This is a genomic window from Paraflavitalea devenefica, assembly GCF_011759375.1.
In the GTDB taxonomy this organism is placed as follows: Bacteria; Bacteroidota; Bacteroidia; order Chitinophagales; family Chitinophagaceae; genus Paraflavitalea; species Paraflavitalea devenefica.
The window spans coordinates 638,155-657,867 of record NZ_JAARML010000005.1 but is presented as its reverse complement, the minus strand read 5'-3'; the positions used below and the strand labels follow the sequence as shown (position 1 = coordinate 657,867).

The window sequence follows — 19,713 nt, the reverse complement described above, 5'->3', positions numbered from 1 at the left end:
TATTAAAATGATCAAACAATTCCTCCTGTCCTTTCTCATTTTGCCATCCTGCATTGCCATTGGCCAGGAACTGAAAGTGGCCACCAACTTTGAAAGCGGCTCGGCGCGTGTACTGTCTCTCGACCAGCAAACTCAAACGATAAGGATCACACCGGCAGGTGATCCGAAACGGGGTATACCTAACTGGTGGTATGTAAGAATTGATGGAATTAATACGACCATTCCACTTGTGCTGGAGGTAGAGGTGCGCGAGGACCTGATACCGGATGAACTTACCGGACAGGGCAAAAAGACGTCTCCAGGATGGACATGGCCCGCCCAGGCTGCACTATCCCTTGATGGAAAAACATGGAAGCAAACGGCAGAAGGTCAAAAAATAAACAACCGGATGGTTTACCAGGTACAACCAGCTACCGGCACTTTATGGCTGGCATGGGGCCCGCCTTTTACGCCAACTGACGCACTGAATTTTGTTAACCGTATCTCCCAAACCTATTCGTTTGCTAAAGCCTTTATCCTTGGGCGGTCGCTGGAGGGAAGGCAGGTGCCTGCATTGCAGATTGCAGAAGGCAGTAAGCCCGCTGATCAGCGGCCTGCCATTTGGATAAGTGCCCGCCATCATGCCTGGGAATGCGGCGGCTCATGGGTAGGTACAGGCCTGGCAGAATGGCTGGTAAGCGATAACCAGCAGGCAAGATGGCTCCGGCAACATGCGGAAATATTTGTGGTCCCGCTGCTGGATGTTGACCATGTAGCTACCGGCGATGGGGGAAAACATGGCGAGCCCCAGGACCATAACCTGGACTGGAGTGATCAACCGCACTGGCCCGAAGTGGCTGCAGCGCAAAAGCGCATACTTGCCCTGGCTAACGAGGGAAGGATGAATATATTCCTGGACCTTCATAATCCGGCGCCAGGCAACAAACAACAAACAGCCTACGTAATAGAAAAAGCTTATATGCCGGAAAAAGCGGATCCCCGGAAACTTCGTTTTGTTGACTTAATGATTGAAGAATTCGGAGGACTGAAACAAAATCCCGCACGGCCGCCAGCAGAAAATCCAGCCTTATTTCACCGGGTAAGCGTTCCCTGGGTGCTGGAACATTCCAATTCCAACACGATAGCCTTCTGTATAGAAACTCCCTGGAATACACCTTCCGGCACCCCGGAAGGATATGGTATAGTGGGGCAAAAATTAGGAAGCGCCGTTGAGAAGCTTTTAAGAGAAGAAGCAGAAAAACAACCATGAAAATAGTTAGCCTGCTTATTCTTGCTTTCCTGGCATGTAAAAATCCCCGCTGCCAGGAACTGCGCGTAACGACCTCTTTTGAAAGCGGGTCTGCCCGCGTGCTGGGTATAGATAATGCAACGCAGACTATACGGATCATTCCCGCCGGAGATCCGAAACGGGGTATGCCTAACTGGTGGAACCTGCGCATAGACAGTATTAACAGCAACAAACCAGTTTTTTTAGAAGTGTTGAGTTCAGGCGAATTAGTCCAGGGGGGACCTTCGGGAAACCTTCGTAAGTTGCCGCCTGACTGGACCTGGCCCGATCGGGCAGCTTATTCTACTGATGGTAAAATCTGGAAACATACTCCCGCGGGCATAAGAGAAGGCAATTACATGCGTTACAGGATTGAACCAGGGTCCTCCACCTTGTGGATTGCGTGGGGGCCTCCTTTTACGCCCACAGATGCGGCCGCATTTATTCAACACCTTACGCAGAAGCATCCCTTCATGAAGGCTTTCACGCTTGCCCAATCGCGGGAAGGCAGAAACGTACCTGCACTAAAAATAAGTGAAGGCAGCAAGCCAGATCTCCAGCGGCCTGCTATATGGGTGCAGGCAAGGCAACATGCCTGGGAAGTTGGTGGATCGTGGGTAGCAGTTGGTTTGGCAGAATGGCTGGCTGGTGAAGATAAAGAAGCTGTATGGCTTCGCCGGTATGCTGATATATACATTATCCCATTAATGGACGTTGACCACGTAGCCACCGGAGATGGAGGCAAGCACGCGCTCCCGCATGATCATAACCGCGATTGGGCCCCAACCCCTCACTGGCCGGAGGTAGCCGCATCGCAGCAATATATCCGGCGCCTGGCGGAGGAAGGCCGCATGAACATTTTCCTCGATTTGCATAATCCTGCACCAGGTAATAAGGTGCAAACAATGTATGTGTTGGATAAGACCTATATGGGGAAAGAAGCCTTTCCCCGGCAGGAACGTTTTATTGAATTATTAAAAGAAGAATTTGGTAAAATAAAACAACACAGGAACGGACCTAAGCCTTCCGTAGCTACACCGGAAGAGCTGGTCAGTGAAGCCTGGGTGCTTGAAAATGCCAATCCAAATACTATTGGATTTTGTATAGAAACCCCCTGGAATGCTCCGAAAAGTACTACAGCAGGTTACCGTGCAGTCGGTGAAAGCCTGGGACGGGTAATGGGGAAATTATTATACACGCTTTAAGGAGGCAATTATTTTTCTATTCACATACTTTGAAATACAAAGTACTTTCCATTAACTTTGAAATGCAAAGCACTTTTACATAAATAGTATTGAAAATGATAAAAAGCAACAACTTATCCGCAACGTTACTGGCAGTGACGCTGTTCACCGCAGGCTTCGCACAATCGCCGGACAAAGCTAAACTCGACCAGTTTTTTGACCGGCTTGCCGAAAAGAATAAAGCAATGGGAAGCCTGACCATCGCCAAAGACGGCAAGGTTCTTTACACACGCGCTATCGGCTACAGCCAGATCAATGGAACTGAAAAGAGACCTCTGACGGCGGCAAACAGGTTCCGGATCGGTTCGATCACAAAGATGTTCACCGCCACGATGATCTTACAGCTTGCTGAAGAAGGAAAATTGAAGCTGACAGACAACCTCGATAAATTCTTCCCGCAGATCCCAAATGCAGGAAAAATTACTATTGTGCAAATGCTCGGGCATCGCAGCGGTATCCCTAACGTAAGGCGCGCTCAGAATGCTCAGGAAAACGTGAGCACGATCCCAATAACGAAGGAGGAGGTGCTCGCCCTTATCGCCAAAGCCACGCCCGATTTCGAACCGGGCACAAAGAATTCCTACAGCAATGCTGCCTATTTCCTGTTAGGTCTTGTCCTTGAAAAGGTAACCGGCAAATCCTACGAGGAAGTCCTCAGGGAAAAAATAACGGCAAAGATCGGGCTCAAAGATACCTACACCGCGACCGGAAATATTGATGTGAACAAAAACGAAGCGCTTACCTATTTTAACCTCGGCGGCAACTGGAAACAGGGGGGCGAAACCCATCCAAGCGTCTTCTTCGGCGCGGGACATATTATTTCGACCTCGAACGACCTGGCCCAATTCATCCAGGCGCTGTTTGACGGGAAATTGATTTCCCGGGAAAGCCTCGATCAGATGAAAACGATGAGGAACGACGAGGGCCTTGGAATGATGCCTTTCACGTTCGCTGGCAAGACCTTCTACGGCCATACGGGCGGGGGCGACAACTATGGAGCGTGGCTGTCTTACGAGCCGGAAGAAAAGCTGGCAGTCGCCTATACGACGAACGCCAAGGTGTACCCTGTAGACAACATCGTGCGCGGCGTTGTGGATATTTACTACAATAAACCGTTTACGATTCCCGCCCTGGAGTCGCTCGTCATCAGCCCGGAAGTGCTGGACAAATACGTCGGCGTTTATTCGGGTCCGGAAGCTGCCGTGAAATGCAAGATCACCAGAGAGGGCGGGACGCTTTTCTTTCAACCGCCGGGCGCGCAATCCGGTGTCCCGCTCGAAGCAACGGCACCCGATAAATTTCAGATCGAGGGTGCAGTAGTCATTGAGTTCGACGCCGCGAAAAACCAGATGATTATAAAACGGAAAGGAGGCGCGGAGCGGGTTCTTACCAAAGAAAAATAACCATTAGAAAAAGCAATACACAGGCAGCATAATCTTTTAATCCTTATCAACATATACCTGGCAACCCGGAAGGGCCTTCCTGATCCTTTCTTTCTCTTCCTTACTCAAAGGATTATTCAGCGCGATCAGGGTTTTCAGGTGCTGAAGCCTGTCTATATGCGCAGGCAGTTTCGTCAGGTTGTTTTCCGAAACCACCAGCAGTTCCAGGTGTTGCAGGCTGGTCAGTGTTTCGGGGAGGGAATCCAGCCGGTTGTGCGTAAGTATCAGCGTGCGCAGGTTGCCCAATCTTTCCACCGCATCAGGCAACCGCCGGAAGAAATTGTATTCGACGTTCAATTCCTGCAGGTTTTCCAGTTCCAGCCAGGCAGGATCAAACTCATTGAATTGGTTGTAACCTAGGTTCAGTACGCGTAGCTTTTTCAGGTGTACGATCGAAGCAGGCAAGTAACTCAGTTGGTTGAACTGGAATGCCAGCACCTCCAGGCTCCTGCAATCGCCAATAGATGCATCGAGGGAACTGATCACATTCATGGCGGCATGCAGAAAGCGTAACTTACTGAGCCGGCCTATTCCCTTCGGTATCCGGGCAATCGTATTGCCGGTAATATCCAGTTGTACCAGGTGGTGCAACAGGCTTACCTGTTCAGGCAGTTCCCGCAGCTTGTTTTGCCGCAGAATAAGGTCTTCCAGTTTACGCAAGCGAAACAGGCTTTCATCCCATGCTTCCAGGTTATTACCCATCAGGTTCAGGAAACGAAGATGCTCCAGCCTTTCAATGCTGTCATTGAGGGTAAACAGTTGCTTGTCGCGCAGGTTGAGCTGCGTGGCCTCCCTGTCCTTCAGCGCATCGGTCAGGGTATAATAGACCGCTGCCTTCTTGGGATTGGCGTGCTGCGCGGTGGCAACCATACCCGTACACATCAATATGACAGGTAAAACGAACTTCATACACTTCCTTTTTATATAGGCAGGACCGGAGTTTACTCAACCCCGGTTCTGCCTATGCTTGCTATCGTGTTTTTCTTACTTCGTATACAGCAGCAACTTGCGGTTAGTCATCGTGGCAGTTCTAACCAGTAATACCACCACCTGATTTGTTTTCACCAACGGTTCCAGGTTGAGCGGCACCTGCTGCGTAAGGCCGGTAGCCTTTACCGTAGCCAGTGTACCCAGCCGTTTACCGGAAAGGTCGAACAACTCCATCGACACCTGTTCGCCGGCTGGTACCCTGAACGTTACCATAATCCTTCCATTGGTAGGATTGGGAGATACAGTCAGGCTCTTCGCCAGGTCATCCGGGTCATTGATCCCTGTAACAGCATTCTTCACTTCGATATAATCAACCGCAATAGCTGTATCTGCGCCCGCTGCATTGCTCACGATCAACTCTACCTTGTACTTGCCCGGTGTATGATAGGTCACCGTTTCAGTAGTGTTGGTAGAAGTAGCAGGGCTACCGCCGTCAAACTTCCAGGCCCTGCTGGTGGGATAGTTTTTGCTGGTGTCGGTAAACTTTACAGGCTTGCCTACTACCGCCACCGTTGTGTCGGCTGTAAAACCAGCCACTGGTATCTGCATACCAAGGTGTTCGTTCAGCGAGAATACAAGGGTAGCCGATTTATTAAACCGGATCGTTTTGCCGCTGGCATCTACCTGGTCGGCATTGCTGCCACTCGGGTGCTGTACGGATACAAATCCGAAACGATGATCGGGCGAGAAGGTCAATCCCGTAGGTTCAGAACCGGCAGGGAAGGAGGCAAACAGTTCTACTTTGGGACTACTTTGCGTATGATCGGGGCGGATAACCCAGATATAGTACAAACCGCCATCCTGCAATACCCACAGGTTGCCTTTGTTGTCAAATGTCAGGTTATCATTGCCATCACCCCAGGGCTCTGTTTTGGCGCCACTGGCGGTATTGATGGTATAGGAAGTGCCGCCTACAAAGGTTTCAAAATTATCCACCGATGTTCCCTTATCGGTAAAGCGGTATACACGGTTCTTGCCTTTTGACGTGAAATAGATCTTACCGTCTATGGGACTTATTTCACAATCTTCCACACCGTTGAAATTGGTGCCGCCGAGGGAAGCAGCAATGGAGTTGAGGTTGTTGCGATCGCTCTGTGTGGCATTGGGCACCAGTATCCACTGGGCAGTGGTACCGCTTGGATCATCATTTACCAGCGGCTGGTCCAGTTTCAGTACATATACTTTACCGGCAGAAAGATCACCGGCTTTATCGGCTACAAACTTGTACACGCAATGGGTACCGCCGTCTTCTCCATAATAAGCGGTTTTCCGGTCGGCCAGCACCACAATATTCTCATGGTTCATACGTCCCATTGCCCACAGCTTATCCTGTTTGCCGTCTCCGTTGTAATCAAGCACTTTGGCGGTAAGCGGATCGATCTCTACCTGCCAGCCCACATCTTCATAACCATCCTTGTTCACATCACCGGCGTTGACAGATTCTTCGCTGGTAATTACTGTACCCCACGGCGTAATACCGCCGGAACAGTTACGGGTGGTAGTAATGAGATCATTGTTGTAGAAATCCACTGCCTGCGTGGTATCCACCACCCACAACATGGTGGTATCATTGTAATGCAGGTCGATCATAGACACACCACCGGGCTGGTTCTCATGATTTACAGAGAGGTGACCTTTGGTGCTGCTGCCATTCAGGGGCACATAACCCGTAAAGTCATGATTGCCCGGTACCGTACCACTGCCTTTCGTATAGACTTCCCCTTCCTTGAAGATCAGTTGGAAGCGGTGTGAGCCGGCAGGAATGATGAGCTTATTGGTTTGCGCTGTAGGATCAATGGAAGTAAAGCACGCGATGTGGTTATCGGCACATACAAAAGGTGGATTTTTAACAGGAGCGTCCTTAATATATAGATCGAAACCAAGATCGGAGCTGGAACTGTCGCGGTTGTGTACCTCGGCAGCCAGTTGGTTATGGCCATTGCGGAAGATGGTCTTCGGCAACAGGAAAGTAAAATAAGTAGTTTCGGCAGCGCCATCCACGATAGAAGAAGACTTCGTGCGATAATTCACTGCCCCTGCCGGCATATTGTCACGCACTACTTCATTACCGTTGATGTAAAGGATCACGCCATCATCACGGCGGATACCGATCTCTACAGAATCAGCTACATGGGCTGTATCGATCACGATACCGCGCCTGAAATAAGTAGTGATGTATTTGTTGGTAGCATCAGGACCGTAAGATACAGTAGTAGTCATGGCATCACCATAACCAAGCGGTCCCTTACCGGTAGCCCAGTGACGGTCTGCATAGGCTGAGTCTTTCCAGGCGGCGGCATCGAGGCTGGTGCCGTTGTCGAGGTAAGACCATTCACTTCCTTTGGTGAGCGGGTAGGAGGCAGGCGCCAGCGGAGGCAGGGTATAACCTACTTGCATATCGAAGCTCAGGTCGGAGCTGTTGGCAGTAGCCTGGTGCAGTTCTACAGCGATTACATTGATGCCGTTTTGCAGCAGGTTGGCTGTCTTTGTGCGGAAATACGCCGTTTCATCCGGTGCATTCACGGTTGCAGTAGCATAGGTATTGTAATTCACTGTACCATCCGGCATGTTCATGCGGAAGGCTTCTGTACCGTTCACATATACAATGGCTCCGTCGTCTCTCAATACATCAAACACCAGTGAATCGTATTTGGTGCGGTCGTCTACCTTGAACGTATGACGGAAATAGTAAGTCGGACGCTTGTTGTTGGCATCATTGCCGTATTGCAGCGTAGTACTTTCATTGCCTTCACCATAGCCCAGTATACCATTGCCAAACGCCCAGGTGCTGTCGTTGTAATCGACCGCTGTCCAGTTGCGTCCGCTCAGGTCGGCCGTATCATTGTACTTCCAGGAGGCCTTCATTGCAAGGGGGAAAGTACCGGTCTGGAACCTGTTGGGAACTGTATAGTTGACCACCAGCCTCGCAGCGGTGGCAGGGTTGCGGTCAAAAGACTGGGCCACGCGCTTGTCGGTATTACCGGTATAGCCAGGCACTTTCAGGTAGGCGGGATCAACCATCGCAAACAGCATCGGGTTGCCGGACGCCCACGAAGGCCTGTTCACTATATGCTGTACCAGCTTCGACAGATCGGTCGTGCGCTGGTTGATACCGGAATCACCTTCGGCAGCAAATTGTCCGGGTTTCCAGATAAGGGTATCGCCATAATGGATCAGGCGGTGATAAATATCAAAAGCGCCGGTAGTCATCGTGAGCGGGTTGTCGGTATTCTCCACACCGATCATCACGTTCACATCACCGGTGGTATTTACTTCATCTACCGTAAACTGTATGTAGGCATTGTTGACAATAGCGCCCTGCGGAATGGTTACATGGCTGAAACGCACACCGAGGAACTGGTCTTTCGTACCGTCTTTGGTAAACTCCAGGTCGGAACTGGTGAGGTCCATCGCCCCGCTGTTGATGTCGAGGTTCTGCTCGGCATCGTCTGTACCGGCTGTTATTTTGAACACAGCCGTAACAGGGGCAGCCGCAGAAGACTTATAACCCAGGAAGTATTTGCCGAAATCGAGGGATACATTGGCAAACTCCACGATCTTATTGACCGCAGGAGCGGAAGCCACAATGGTATACGTAGCAGCAGGATCACCTTTGATGAGGTAGTAACGGCTGGCAAATTTGGCCACGCTGTCTGCGTTGGTCAATATCTTCGCCAGGTCAGCTACCAGCGTACCCGTCTTCATATCCAGCGCATTTAACCACCAGCCGCCTTTCACATAGAAAGTATCTTTGGCAGCGCCCAGTTTCACAATTGTTTTATCGAAATCTTTACCTACCACCAGGTTGGTGTTAAAACCCGTGATGGCATCTTTCAGGTAAAGGCCATTGGCGGTTTCATTCCGCAGGCTCCAGTTGGCAGTCACCATAGTACGGTAAGCCGTATCCATATCAGCTACAGGAGCTGTGGAAGCAATGATCTGCGCATTGGTCATGGATATGCTGTCGTTACCGGTACCGGTATTGATGGCATAGCCAATATTGTCCTGGTTAAATGTATAATTAAATACCAGCGCCGTATCGGTGGCAGTGCTTAGGTGCATGCCCTCGACAATCTCCTGTTGTGTTTTCACCTTCTTCCAGATGCGGAACTCATCCATTGTAGCCTTCATCTCATTGCCGGTGTAGTTGGTGCTGTTGCCCAGTGCGAGATCCCAGGCACCGCCGGGAGCATAGGCAGTAAACGCATTCTTACCGGCCAGCGTACCATTCACATACATCTTCAGCGAATCATTGGGCGCTCCGGTTACTGCGATATGGTTCCATTCGCCCACTTTCCATACCACATTAGAAGCAATGCTGTTCCAGTTGCCGGTATTGGTGCCGAATACTGCATTCAGCGCATTGCTGGCGTTGAATTCAAAAGCAAATCCAACGGTATTGTTGTTGATCCTTCCGTTACTGGCCATCATCTTGGCGCTGGTAACTGGGTCTTCTGTCAGCTTGGCCCAATATTCGATCGTGAACTTACCGGAGAGCACGGCATCCACCTTGCTGTCGGGTACATGCACCTTGTGGCCACCGGTGAGTGAAAGCGCTCCCCCACGGCCAATAGCGCCGGTAGGATCGGCCAGCCACCCAAGGTGGTAATAGCCAGGCTCCAGGTAGGTGTTGATGAACGTGAGGTTCTGTCCATCAAAATTACCCTGGCTTACGATCACCAGTGAATCCGTGGTCAGTTCTTCCAGCAGGTACCAGCGGGTAGCCGCTTTCACAATCGAATCTGCTTTGGGCAATGCCTGTGCAAGTATAACCTTAATAGTAGCAGCAGGCACATTCAGCGCATCGATCTGCCAGCCGCCTTTCAGATAATGGATATTGTTCTTTGTTACTGCCAGTGTGGAATCGGGATTCTTACCGGTAACAATATTGCTGATATAACCGGTTATCTTTTCTGTATAGCTCAGGCCGCCGATAGCTTTGTTGCTGATGCTCCAGTTGGCTGCTATCGCCTGCTGGTACAGGGAATCGATCACTGCCACGGGAGAGGTAGCAGATACAATTTCAGCACCGCTGAGTTTTATCTCCACGGGCTGGGTGCCAGTGCTCATGATAGAAGTATCGGTATAAGCCTTAAAATCGTAGTTCAATGCCAGGCCATCTTCCTTACCGGTAAGCGGATGGTGCATATGCCTGCGGATGCTATCTGCAGGCAAGGCTTTGCTCCAGATACGCAGTTCATCCAGTTCAGCCGCCAATGTACCGGCATAGGCAGGACTATTGCCCAGGCCAATGCCCCAGTTGTTGGGTACATAAGCGGTGAAAGGCATATCAGCCACCTTCTCGCCATTTACATAATACGTAAGCGTACCGTTTTTGGTAGCGGTAACAGCTATATGGTTCCACTCACCTACATTCCAGGCATTGCCTTTATCGGTAAGGGAACTCCAGCTACTGGTATTGGTGCCCAACACCACATTGAGCTTGTTGTTGTCGGGGAATTCAAAAGAGATGCCTGTAGTATTGTTGTTCACGCGACCATTGCTGGCCAGCAGTTTGATATTAGCACCGGGATCTGTATTGACCTTGCCCCAGAACTCAATGGTGAAATCACCGACCATGGCTGTATTGACAGCCGCACCGGGTATAGCCATATTGGAAGCGTTCAGTTTGATCACGTCACCACGATGGGAAGTATAACCGGCGTTGTCCAGTATACGTTGATCTGATACCAGCTTGCCGTAAAGTTTCACTTCATCCAGCAAACCAATAAAATGTTTGTTCTCAAAATTGTTGCCGATGTGCAGCGCGCCGGTAGCTGCGGAAGGAGAAACTACACCGGTCCAGGCTTGCACCAGCCAGCCATTGTAGAATACAGACAACTGACGCCTTACATTGTCGTACTTCCAACTCACCTGTGCCCATTTGTTGAGCACGAGATTGCGGGTAGAAGTATAGGTCGTATTTGTCTTGTGATCGATGTATTGTAAATAACCATCCTTGTCGAAACCAATGGTAATACCAGCGCCGGCAGTGGCATTGGAAAACACGGCCGCACCGGTGGCTGGAAATTGGGAAGGATTGATCCAGAAGCCCAGCGTAAATGGACGGTCCTGCAGATCAAAAGCAGGCGTGTAAGCCCATTGCAGGTTGGTAGCTGCACTGAACAGGCCGGCCGATTGCGCTACTCCGTCTTTATTGCTGCCATAACCCAGACCAGTAGCAGTCAACTGGTGTTGGAATGCCGAAGAATCCAGCAGGGAACCGCTGAAGCCCAGCGACAGCTTTTTCACGCTGTCGTCAATGCTCTTCAGCATATCCGAGTGGATAACAGACTGAAAATAGGGAAGACCGTCCGGACCGGTGTAAGCCACCCTCATTTTCCTGTTGCCGGCTTCGCCGTATACCGTCACCTTCAGGTAAGTTTGTTTTACACCGCGCAGGATGCGGTCACTGGCATAATCAACGGTAAACTGGCCATTTCCTACATCAGAATTGAGGTTGCCGCTCAGCATGTCAAACAAAGGATACTTTACATCCGCATAGCGGCCATAGAGTTCCTGCTCATGAATATCAGCGCTGAAGCAAAGCACTCCGTCAATGTTCTGATCTTTGATCCATTTTACCAGTTCATCCCCCTGTGATGTAATGGAAAAATTACGGCCGCCCCAATGTTTAGCAAAAGAAGGCGTACCATTGATCAGTATCTTAAAAGTAGCTTTTGATTGCTTTAAACCCTGTTTCAGCCATTCGAACTGCTCAGGTCCCAGGTGTTGGGTAGTACCGTCGCGGTAGCTGCGGTTGTCCAATAAAAAATATTCAACATCCTTGTATTGATAAGAAGAATACAAACCCTGTCCTTCACTGGTGCTCTTGTAGGCAGGATTGGGCCACCAGTCCATAAAGATCTCCCTCATTTGCCCAATGGTAGGCAATGTTTTGTTGAACTCGTTCGGACCGAGGTCGTGGTTATCGGGAATGGCCAGTTGAGGCATCGCCCTGGTGAGCGAATCGTGAAAGTTGCGGTAGAACATATAACGCGCAAAAGCCATGTCCTTATTGGCCCAGTCGTCTATACCATTGGGACATTGCCCCATGGCATGCTGTAACCCCAGCAGGTAAGTAGCGTCGCCCAGCCAGATCATCAGGTCACTATTCTCTGCCGCCATGCGGTTGAACATAGCAGGATCACCGTTCTTATGGGTTTGCGATTCGGGCCTGTCTATACAGCGGGTCGTATCATAAATACGTCCGCAACCACCAGTAAGAAAAGAAAAATCATCCAGCAGACTGCTTTCGTTCTTAATAACAGCCTTGCGGTGCGTAGCAACACCGTTCTTTTTGATCACCGCAGTGTAGGCTTGTCCCGCGATAAGAGCAGGATATACCCATGATCTTAACTGGTAACCGAGCCTGTCATCGGAATTGTGTACTGTACCGGTTAAAGGAGTGCCGGGTGCATTGCCCGCTGTTAGTTCAAGCGAAAATACATCCCCAGATCCAGTGTTCTGTTTGGTCACCACCCATACCCTTACCGAGTCGTGGTACACCGGGCTGAACATAGGCCCGAAAACAATAGAATCTCCTGGAATAGTCTGTGCTGTTCCCGTCGTCATCCATCCCACAAAGCCAAGCATCAGTATCCATAGTTGCTTTTTCGACATAAGAACTATAACGGTTTAGTTAAGGGTGCAAAAGTGTTGGTTTAATATTCCCCCGGTGTTTTTTAATTATTAAGGAATCTTTAAGTCTGGGGTTATACACAATTGTGCACACAATAAAATCAGCGTTCAACGTTGCAGCGCTATCACTACCGGGCAAATCGTTTGATGGCCACAGAATCTGTAAGTGATTGGAGAAAAGAAAGGAGTGCATCCTGTTCGGCCAGGGACAGGTGCAAAGAATCGGCCGCCAGTGTTTGGTTGGGCAGCGCCTGTGACAAACCAATGCCCTGTGCACCACCATTGTTGTAGAACTCAATCACTTCCTTTAATGTACGGTACGCGCCGTTGTGAAAATAGGGTGCAGTAAGTGCTGTATTGCGCACACTCATTGTTTTGAAGGCATGCCGGTAAATGGAAGCATGCTCATTCGGCACCTGGTTGCCAGCTCTTCCCTTATCTTCATCCACCTTGCGCATGCCGGGTTTCTCCAGCACACCCAGTACCTCACTCTCGCTTTCACGGTAAAGTGGCGGCACCAGTCCGCTGAACAGGGGCGGGTAGTGGCAGGTACCACAGTTGGCCTTACCCATAAACAGGTTAAAGCCCTGCTTTACCTTGAGTGGCAAGGTCTTTCTTTCTCCCCGCACATATTGATCAAAAGGACTGTTGAAGGAACGCAGGGAGATAATATAAGAGGCCAGTGCCGATGAAATGCGGTAGCGGGTAAGAGCAGGGAGGGCAGTGGTGCTTCCTGCGGCGCGTGCAAAAGCAGTTACATAGCTGCTGTCGGCCTGTAGCTTCTTCAGCAGCTCGGGAAAATCAGTATCAAACTCCTCATGGTTCCTGATCACCTGTCCGGCCTGGTCTTCCAGGTCAAAAGAACGCAGGTCATAAAAATAACGGTCGGCAAATACGGCGTTGATGAGTGAAGGCGCATTGCGCAATACCGTACGGCCTGCTGTAGCGGCATACGATTTGGGAACCCCATCCGTAAACGAAAGCTCCGGTTTGTGGCAACTGCCACAGCTCAACTGCCCGTTGTTGCTGAGCCTTGTATCATAAAACAATTGCTTACCCAATGCACGCAGCGCCTCATTGTCTTTATCCCTTTGCAGCAAACTGTAGTAATAAGGGTCCAGAAAGTCAGACGCAAAAATATTATCGCTATACGCATTCCAGGAAGGCGTTTTACCCGATAGTGTTGAGGAAATGGTGAGTTGCTGCTGCCGGTGAATGTCCAGCAATACTTTGTAAAGGGGATTCAAACAGTTGGTAAGAAAAGCCAGCCGGTCGAACGTATCAAAATCATTTTGTTGCGCCAGGAAATGTTGCGTGCGCTCAAAATACAAGGTAGCCTTTTTCGACAGAGAATCTGTGGTTTGCTGCAACAGTGGCTGCATCACCTGCTGTAAGGCCGCGATGCCTGCTTTTGTTTCTGCAATGATATTGAGCGAACCGGGCGTATCGAAACCAGTAATACCCAGTGTGCAGATGCGTACCAGTTGCAGGCGGGCAGCTTCTATTACTTCAAACGGCAGGAAATATTTTCTTTTGTTCAATGCCTGTGCCGCGATAAGCCACTTCTCTTCTAGTTCGGCAGTGAGTTGTACGATGTGCCCGGGGTTTGTCAGTTCACCGGAAAATATACCCTCATCCAATACCTGCAAGCCACGGGGGGCGATCACGGCGGGCTTACCCAGGAAATGGTCCCGCTCGAGATAATCCAGTGGTGCTGTGCCCAGGTAAGCAGCAGCAGACGTACCATAATAGGAAGACGAATCAAATGGGTAGGGGTCCAGGTGATCCAATGGCGGGCCGTTCAGGTATTCTTTTACATGTTCAGGGTAATAATACTCTGCCATATATTCAATGCCTTTCCAGGCTTGGCGGGTGGCCAGCAATTGCTGTTTGAATGCAGCAAGAGAGGATTTGCCGGCTGCCAGGGCATGGGCCAACGTATTCAATGCTTTAACAGCCGTTGTAAAACGGGCCGCCTGTTGCAGGATGATGGTGCGGGTGGCTTCATCCGGACTGGTATTGCGAAAAGAAGATTGCAGCAACAGGACCAGCAGCACCATGCCTGCTGCCATCCATCCTTTCCTGTATATAGGTTGTATTGCTTGCTTCATTACTTCTTACTTCCGTACTTTCCGGCTTTCGGTCTTTCCATCCGTCAGCGACTCCATAAATACGATCAGTGCCCTTTTCTCACCGTCTGTCAGGTGCAGGGAATCTGCTGCCAGTGTCTGGTTCTTCACCGCTAATCCCATACCAGTGCCGCCGCCATTGTTGTAGAAATCTATTACCTGCTCCAGTGTTGGGAAAGCGCCGTGATGAAAATAAGGAGCCGTCAGCGCCACATTACGTACCGTTGAGGTCTTGAACGACTTTTCATAGATCCAGGCCTTCTCGCTGAATACCGCGTTATCATAACGGCCGTTGTCGCTGTCGGCCAGCTTCATACCCGGCTGCTCTGGCAATCCTAATATCTCGCTTTCATTTTCTGTATACAACGGAGGTACCAGCCCGGCAAAGGTGGGTGCAAAGTGGCAGGTGCCGCAGGCGGCTTTTCCCATAAACAGGTTAAAGCCTTGCTGTGCCAACACATTCAGCGTATCGGATTCACCGCGCGCATACCGGTCAAACGGGCTATTGAACGAGCGCAGGGACAATACATAGGAAGCCAGGGCTTTTGTGAAACGTTCGCGCGTCACCTCCCTGTCGCCAAAGCATTGTTTAAAGCGTGCTGTATAATCTGCATCCCTGCTGAGTTTGCGGGTAATATCACTGTAGGCCGTATTAAATTCCATCTGGTGAAAGATCACGTGCTCGGCCTGCTGTTCAAGACTGAAAGCCCGCAGGTCATAAAAATAGCGGTCTGCATACACCGCATTGAGCAGGGTAGGTGCATTCCGCTGTACCGTACGTTCCTGCATACTGCTGGCAGATTTAGGTCGGCCATCTGTAAAGGCCAGCTCTGGCTGGTGGCAGGTAGCGCAACTAATAGCATTGTTGCTGCTGAGGATAGGATCATAAAACAATCTTTCACCCAATGCATGCAATGCTTTGCTGTCTTCTTTTTCCGTCAGCTCCGTGAAATAATATGGATTCAAAAACTCATCGGAGAAAATAGTATGGCTGGCATTGTTCCAGGCAATATTGCCGGTAGCAGCAGTACCTGAAGAGCCTGACTGTCTTCTGCCGGTGGGAAAATACAGGAAAGCCTTGTACAGTGGATTGATATGGTTGCGCAGGAAACTGAGCCGGTCAAAATCATCAAAGCCCACGGGTTGTTGCAGGTAAGCGATAGCCTCACCCAGTTGGGAAAGCAAGGGTTGAAAAGCAGCAGTATCACCATATTCTTGCGCAAGAGACACCGTGATCGCTTTGATGGCAGCAAGCGAGCTAATGGCTTCCGGTAGGGCATTCAGCGAACCGGGCGTATCAAAACCGGTAACACCGAGCGTAAACAGGCGCACCAGTTGCAGGCGAATCGCGTTGGCCCAGTCGGTTACTTTTATTGGCTGCTGCCGGAAACCATCAATGAGGTGTTGGCTATGCTTTTTCAGTTGTTGTGCAAGCGCCGCTATTTGTCCTTTTTCCTTTTCGGACTCCTCTCCAAATACCAGTTCATCCAGCACCTGCAAGCCTTGCGGGGTAACAACCATCGCGCGGCTGTCGTTGCGCTCTATATGCAGCAGGGGTGCTCCGTTGATATGTTCTTTTACGTATTCCGGGAAATAATAAGCCAATAGGAACTCCACCTCTTTGTACGCAAGTCTCGTGCGCAATAAACCGGCCTTTAGGCTATCAGGGGATGACTGGCCCGCTTTCCAGGCAAGAGCCATACCTTCAAAATCAGCCGTAGCCTTTTCAAAAGAAGTAAGGTAAACATCAACGATACCAACCGAAGGGGAAACTGCTTTCCGGAAGGAGAGTTGCAAACAGCCAATGACAGCCATTATGAGTAATATGAACGATATCCTGATCGTGGAGCGCGCAGCAGTTTTCATGCGTAACCGGTTGCCGGGAGGCAGGAATGATAACTACCTTCCGGCGCGCGAAATTAAGGATACCCGAAAACCAATAGCGTCCGTCAATGTTACCTTATTGTTAGCATCTGGTGTCGAACTAAAACCTACTCTTTCTTATTTATAATCGAGAGCAATAATGGCTTTAATTCCCCTGATATCGGATAGGGAGCATCGCCATTAGCTATTGAACCATCCGGCTTTATGATAACATATTTGGGCACCCAGGGCACATTATAGTAAGAGGCCGCAAACCCTGCCGTATCCACCAGGTTTAAACCGGGAAAATGATGTTTTGCCATGGCCCTTTTCCATTTGTCAAGGTCTTTATCAATGGCTATGGAAACAAACGCAACGGGTTTGCCTTTCATGGCAGCAACCAGGTTGTTTAAATACGGAATATTTTCAAAACAGGGCCCGCACCAACTGCCCCAAAAATCAACAACAACATATTTTCCTTTTAATGTTGACAGATGATGGACCCGCCCGGTAATATCGGGCAAGGAGAGATCATGGAAGCTTTTAATTTTTTCCAGTTGACTAAAAAAAGCAGGGTCGCTGTTTTGTTTTCTAAAATTCATATCACCGCTAAGTGCAAACAACTCTTTTAAAATGCTTTTACCGATCCAGCTTTGCTTTACACGAGTCGTCAGGCTGGTATAATAAACCTGCGCAGAATCAAGCGGCATTCTGCGTTTATAGTGATCAAGTAACAGGCCACTAAAATAAGAATCAGGATGAGCTTTTATGTATACAATGACTGCCGCTGTACGCTTTTCATACAAAGAGTCTAAACTGCCCCGATAATGAGGATCAAACAAAGCCGCATTGGCTGTTTCCCAATTTTCTTTTTCAGCCTGGGATGTTGATCCTGTTATTTTCAGGTTCCGGACAGTATCATTCTCCGAACTAAAAGATAAGTTGATAAGCCCCGGTTCTATTATGAATCTGATTACAGGCGGTCCGTCGAGGTATCGATAACGTATATCAGTGTACAGTATGGCTTCCGTTGCCCGCTCTACGGTACCACGATAGGTTACCGGGCCATTCAATACTAAAATAGTATCGAAACCGTTTGCAGCACAATCAGGATAAAAAAGTCTTACTGTATCACTTTTGCCACCTTCTTTTTTAATGTTCAATGTAAATTCAGTACACGGGTCTGTTTTTGAGCTTTGCGCCCAACTAAGATGACTGGATAGGACAACGATTAATATTAAAAAATAAACTATTCTCTTGTTGTTCCGAAAGGGTATCAGCTTATTTTTCATCATATGATTTGCGTGTAGATGCAGATCGCCTATAATTCCACAAAAGAATTAGAGAGAAAACCTTATCTTGACATACTATATACGCATATAGTTTTGCTATACTATTAAACCAAACCTTATCTATGACTGCTGCTATTGCTTCAGCATCCCCCCTCGCTGCCCCCGTAAGTCAAACTGAACGGATCGGGATTATGGACGCACTCAGGGGCTTTGCTATCCTCGGTATTTTATTAATGAACATTCCCGGCTTTGGTCTTCCTTCTGCTGTTGGCTATGATCCCTCGGTGCTCAATGAATTTGGCACGATTAATTACTGGATCTATCGCTGGGTGATCTTGTTCCCAGAGGGCACACAACGGGCCATTTTTTCCATGCTCTTCGGCGCCGGCATTATCTTATTCACCAGCAGGGCCGAAAAGAAACTGACTGGCGTATTGCCCGCAGAGTATTTCCTGCGGCGCCAGTTATGGCTCCTGGTCTTTGGATTGTTTGATGCCTGGTTGTTATTGTGGTATGGCGATATCCTGTTTGACTATGCCTGCCTGGGCATTATCATGTATGTATTCCGGAAACTGCCGCCAAAGAAATTGCTGATAGGGGCCGGCATTTGTTTTCTGCTCATGATGGCCCGGGAAAACAGGGACCTGTACCTGGATAAAGCTGTCATCACCAAAGGTGAGCGGGTAGCAGCCATAGATACGACCAAAACAAAGCTGACAGAACTGCAAAAAGAACAACTGACTGCGATGACTGATATGAAGGAAAGAAGCACGCACGAGAAGAAAGTGAAGCGCATGGAAAAATCCATCCGGAAAACGACCGGCAGCTATGCAGAGGTCTATGAATTCAGGACCGCCATACTGGAAGGAATGCTATTGAGGTTTGTTTACTTTGGGGTATGGGATGTATTGGCGTTCATGTTCGTGGGAATGGCTTTCTTTAAAACAGGTGTACTGCTGGGACAGGCGTCGGCCAAAATGTATGGGATCATGACGATAGCAGGATTGGGTGTGGGGTTATGGATTTCGTATGTACGGATGCAGCCGACGGTGAAATACAATTTCAACTGGTTTGAATATACCAAACACACCTGGTTTGAGCTGTACACATTATCCCGCCTGTTTCGCTCTTTTGGTATTCTGGGCTTTCTCCTGCTGCTGTATAAATCGGGTTGGTTCAAGTGGTTGTTTGCGCTGATGCGGGCCCCGGGACAAATGGCCTTCACGAATTACCTTACACAATCCCTGATCTGTGGTATTTTCTTTTATGGCGTAGGCTTTGGCATGTATGGCAAATTGCAGCGGGTGGAAGTATATTATTTTGTGTTGGCAGTATGGGCAGTACAGATCATCTGGAGCCACCTCTGGCTGCGGTATTTCCACTTTGGCCCGCTGGAATGGCTGTGGCGCAGTTTGACCTATTGGAAGAAACAACCCATGCGGAAACATACAAATGCCAGCCTTGCTACTGCATGACCAGGAACAAGGCCGGCATTCATGCTGCATCGGTAAATGTTACCTCACCCACAAGATCTTCCCGGCTTTGCAAGGGTAATACGTTTTGGAACCCGGATCATAATAGTACGTGCAGGTACCAAAATGGTCCCACTCACATACGTAATCAATTCCATACTCCCCGGCGGGATAATAATTGTTGCCCACTTTGTAGTACTGTGGAAGGGAGTCACAGGCAACTTTTGCTTTGGTAGCCATAGCGGCGCCCACAGCCAATACAACGGCTGCGGACATCAGGAGGATTTTAATTTTTCGCATGTGATAAAGGTTTAGTGATTGAAGTTAGCCCGCCTCACTGCAATATTCTTGCAGTGTGTGTTATGGGAAAAAG

10 protein-coding genes are annotated in these 19,713 nt (G+C 49.3%); 4 read left to right on the top strand and 6 right to left on the bottom strand.

Annotated elements, in window-relative coordinates:
- The first annotated feature begins 7 nt into the window (after nucleotides 1-7).
- The 3 genes from HB364_RS27345 to HB364_RS27335 all read left to right on the top strand — a co-directional run bounded on the left by HB364_RS27345 (nucleotide 8) and on the right by HB364_RS27335 (nucleotide 3,914).
- Nucleotides 8-1,249 (top strand): M14-type cytosolic carboxypeptidase, encoded by a 1,242-nt coding sequence (locus tag HB364_RS27345; RefSeq protein ID WP_167291594.1) that lies wholly within the window; start codon nucleotides 8-10, stop codon nucleotides 1,247-1,249.
- Complete coding sequence (locus tag HB364_RS27340; RefSeq protein WP_167291593.1) at nucleotides 1,246-2,472, top strand: M14-type cytosolic carboxypeptidase; 1,227 nt, start codon at nucleotides 1,246-1,248, stop codon at nucleotides 2,470-2,472. The genes HB364_RS27345 and HB364_RS27340 overlap by 4 nt, the downstream gene beginning before the upstream one ends.
- A gap of 95 nt (nucleotides 2,473-2,567) precedes the next feature.
- Nucleotides 2,568-3,914: a serine hydrolase domain-containing protein gene (locus HB364_RS27335; RefSeq protein WP_167291592.1), complete on the top strand. Its 1,347-nt coding sequence runs from the start codon at nucleotides 2,568-2,570 to the stop codon at nucleotides 3,912-3,914.
- Between the two features lie 36 nt (nucleotides 3,915-3,950).
- Here HB364_RS27335 and HB364_RS27330 read toward each other — a convergent pair whose 3' ends face one another.
- From HB364_RS27330 to HB364_RS27310, 5 genes are all read right to left on the bottom strand, one after another.
- Nucleotides 3,951-4,862 (bottom strand): leucine-rich repeat domain-containing protein, encoded by a 912-nt coding sequence (locus HB364_RS27330; protein WP_167291591.1) that lies wholly within the window; start codon nucleotides 4,860-4,862, stop codon nucleotides 3,951-3,953.
- A 75-nt stretch (nucleotides 4,863-4,937) separates the two neighbouring features.
- Nucleotides 4,938-12,566, bottom strand: a complete 7,629-nt coding sequence (locus HB364_RS27325; protein ID WP_167291590.1) for a LamG-like jellyroll fold domain-containing protein — start codon at nucleotides 12,564-12,566, stop codon at nucleotides 4,938-4,940.
- Between the two features lie 146 nt (nucleotides 12,567-12,712).
- Nucleotides 12,713-14,695, bottom strand: coding sequence for a cytochrome-c peroxidase (locus HB364_RS27320; protein ID WP_167291589.1), 1,983 nt, complete (start codon nucleotides 14,693-14,695; stop codon nucleotides 12,713-12,715).
- 6 nt (nucleotides 14,696-14,701) lie between these two features.
- Nucleotides 14,702-16,579, bottom strand: a complete 1,878-nt coding sequence (locus HB364_RS27315; protein ID WP_167291588.1) for a cytochrome-c peroxidase — start codon at nucleotides 16,577-16,579, stop codon at nucleotides 14,702-14,704.
- A gap of 125 nt (nucleotides 16,580-16,704) precedes the next feature.
- Nucleotides 16,705-17,868 carry a TlpA disulfide reductase family protein gene (locus HB364_RS27310; protein WP_167291587.1) on the bottom strand — a complete coding sequence of 388 codons (1,164 nt, stop codon included), beginning with the start codon at nucleotides 17,866-17,868 and terminating at the stop codon, nucleotides 16,705-16,707.
- Nucleotides 17,869-17,990: 122 nt separating this feature from the next.
- Here HB364_RS27310 and HB364_RS27305 point away from each other — a divergent pair, with 122 nt between their 5' ends.
- On the top strand, nucleotides 17,991-19,343 hold the full coding sequence (locus tag HB364_RS27305) for a DUF418 domain-containing protein (RefSeq protein WP_167291586.1): 1,353 nt from the start codon (nucleotides 17,991-17,993) through the stop codon (nucleotides 19,341-19,343).
- A 39-nt stretch (nucleotides 19,344-19,382) separates the two neighbouring features.
- Here HB364_RS27305 and HB364_RS27300 read toward each other — a convergent pair whose 3' ends face one another.
- Complete coding sequence (locus HB364_RS27300) at nucleotides 19,383-19,640, bottom strand: DUF6520 family protein (protein WP_167291585.1); 258 nt, start codon at nucleotides 19,638-19,640, stop codon at nucleotides 19,383-19,385.
- Nucleotides 19,641-19,713 lie beyond the last annotated feature (73 nt).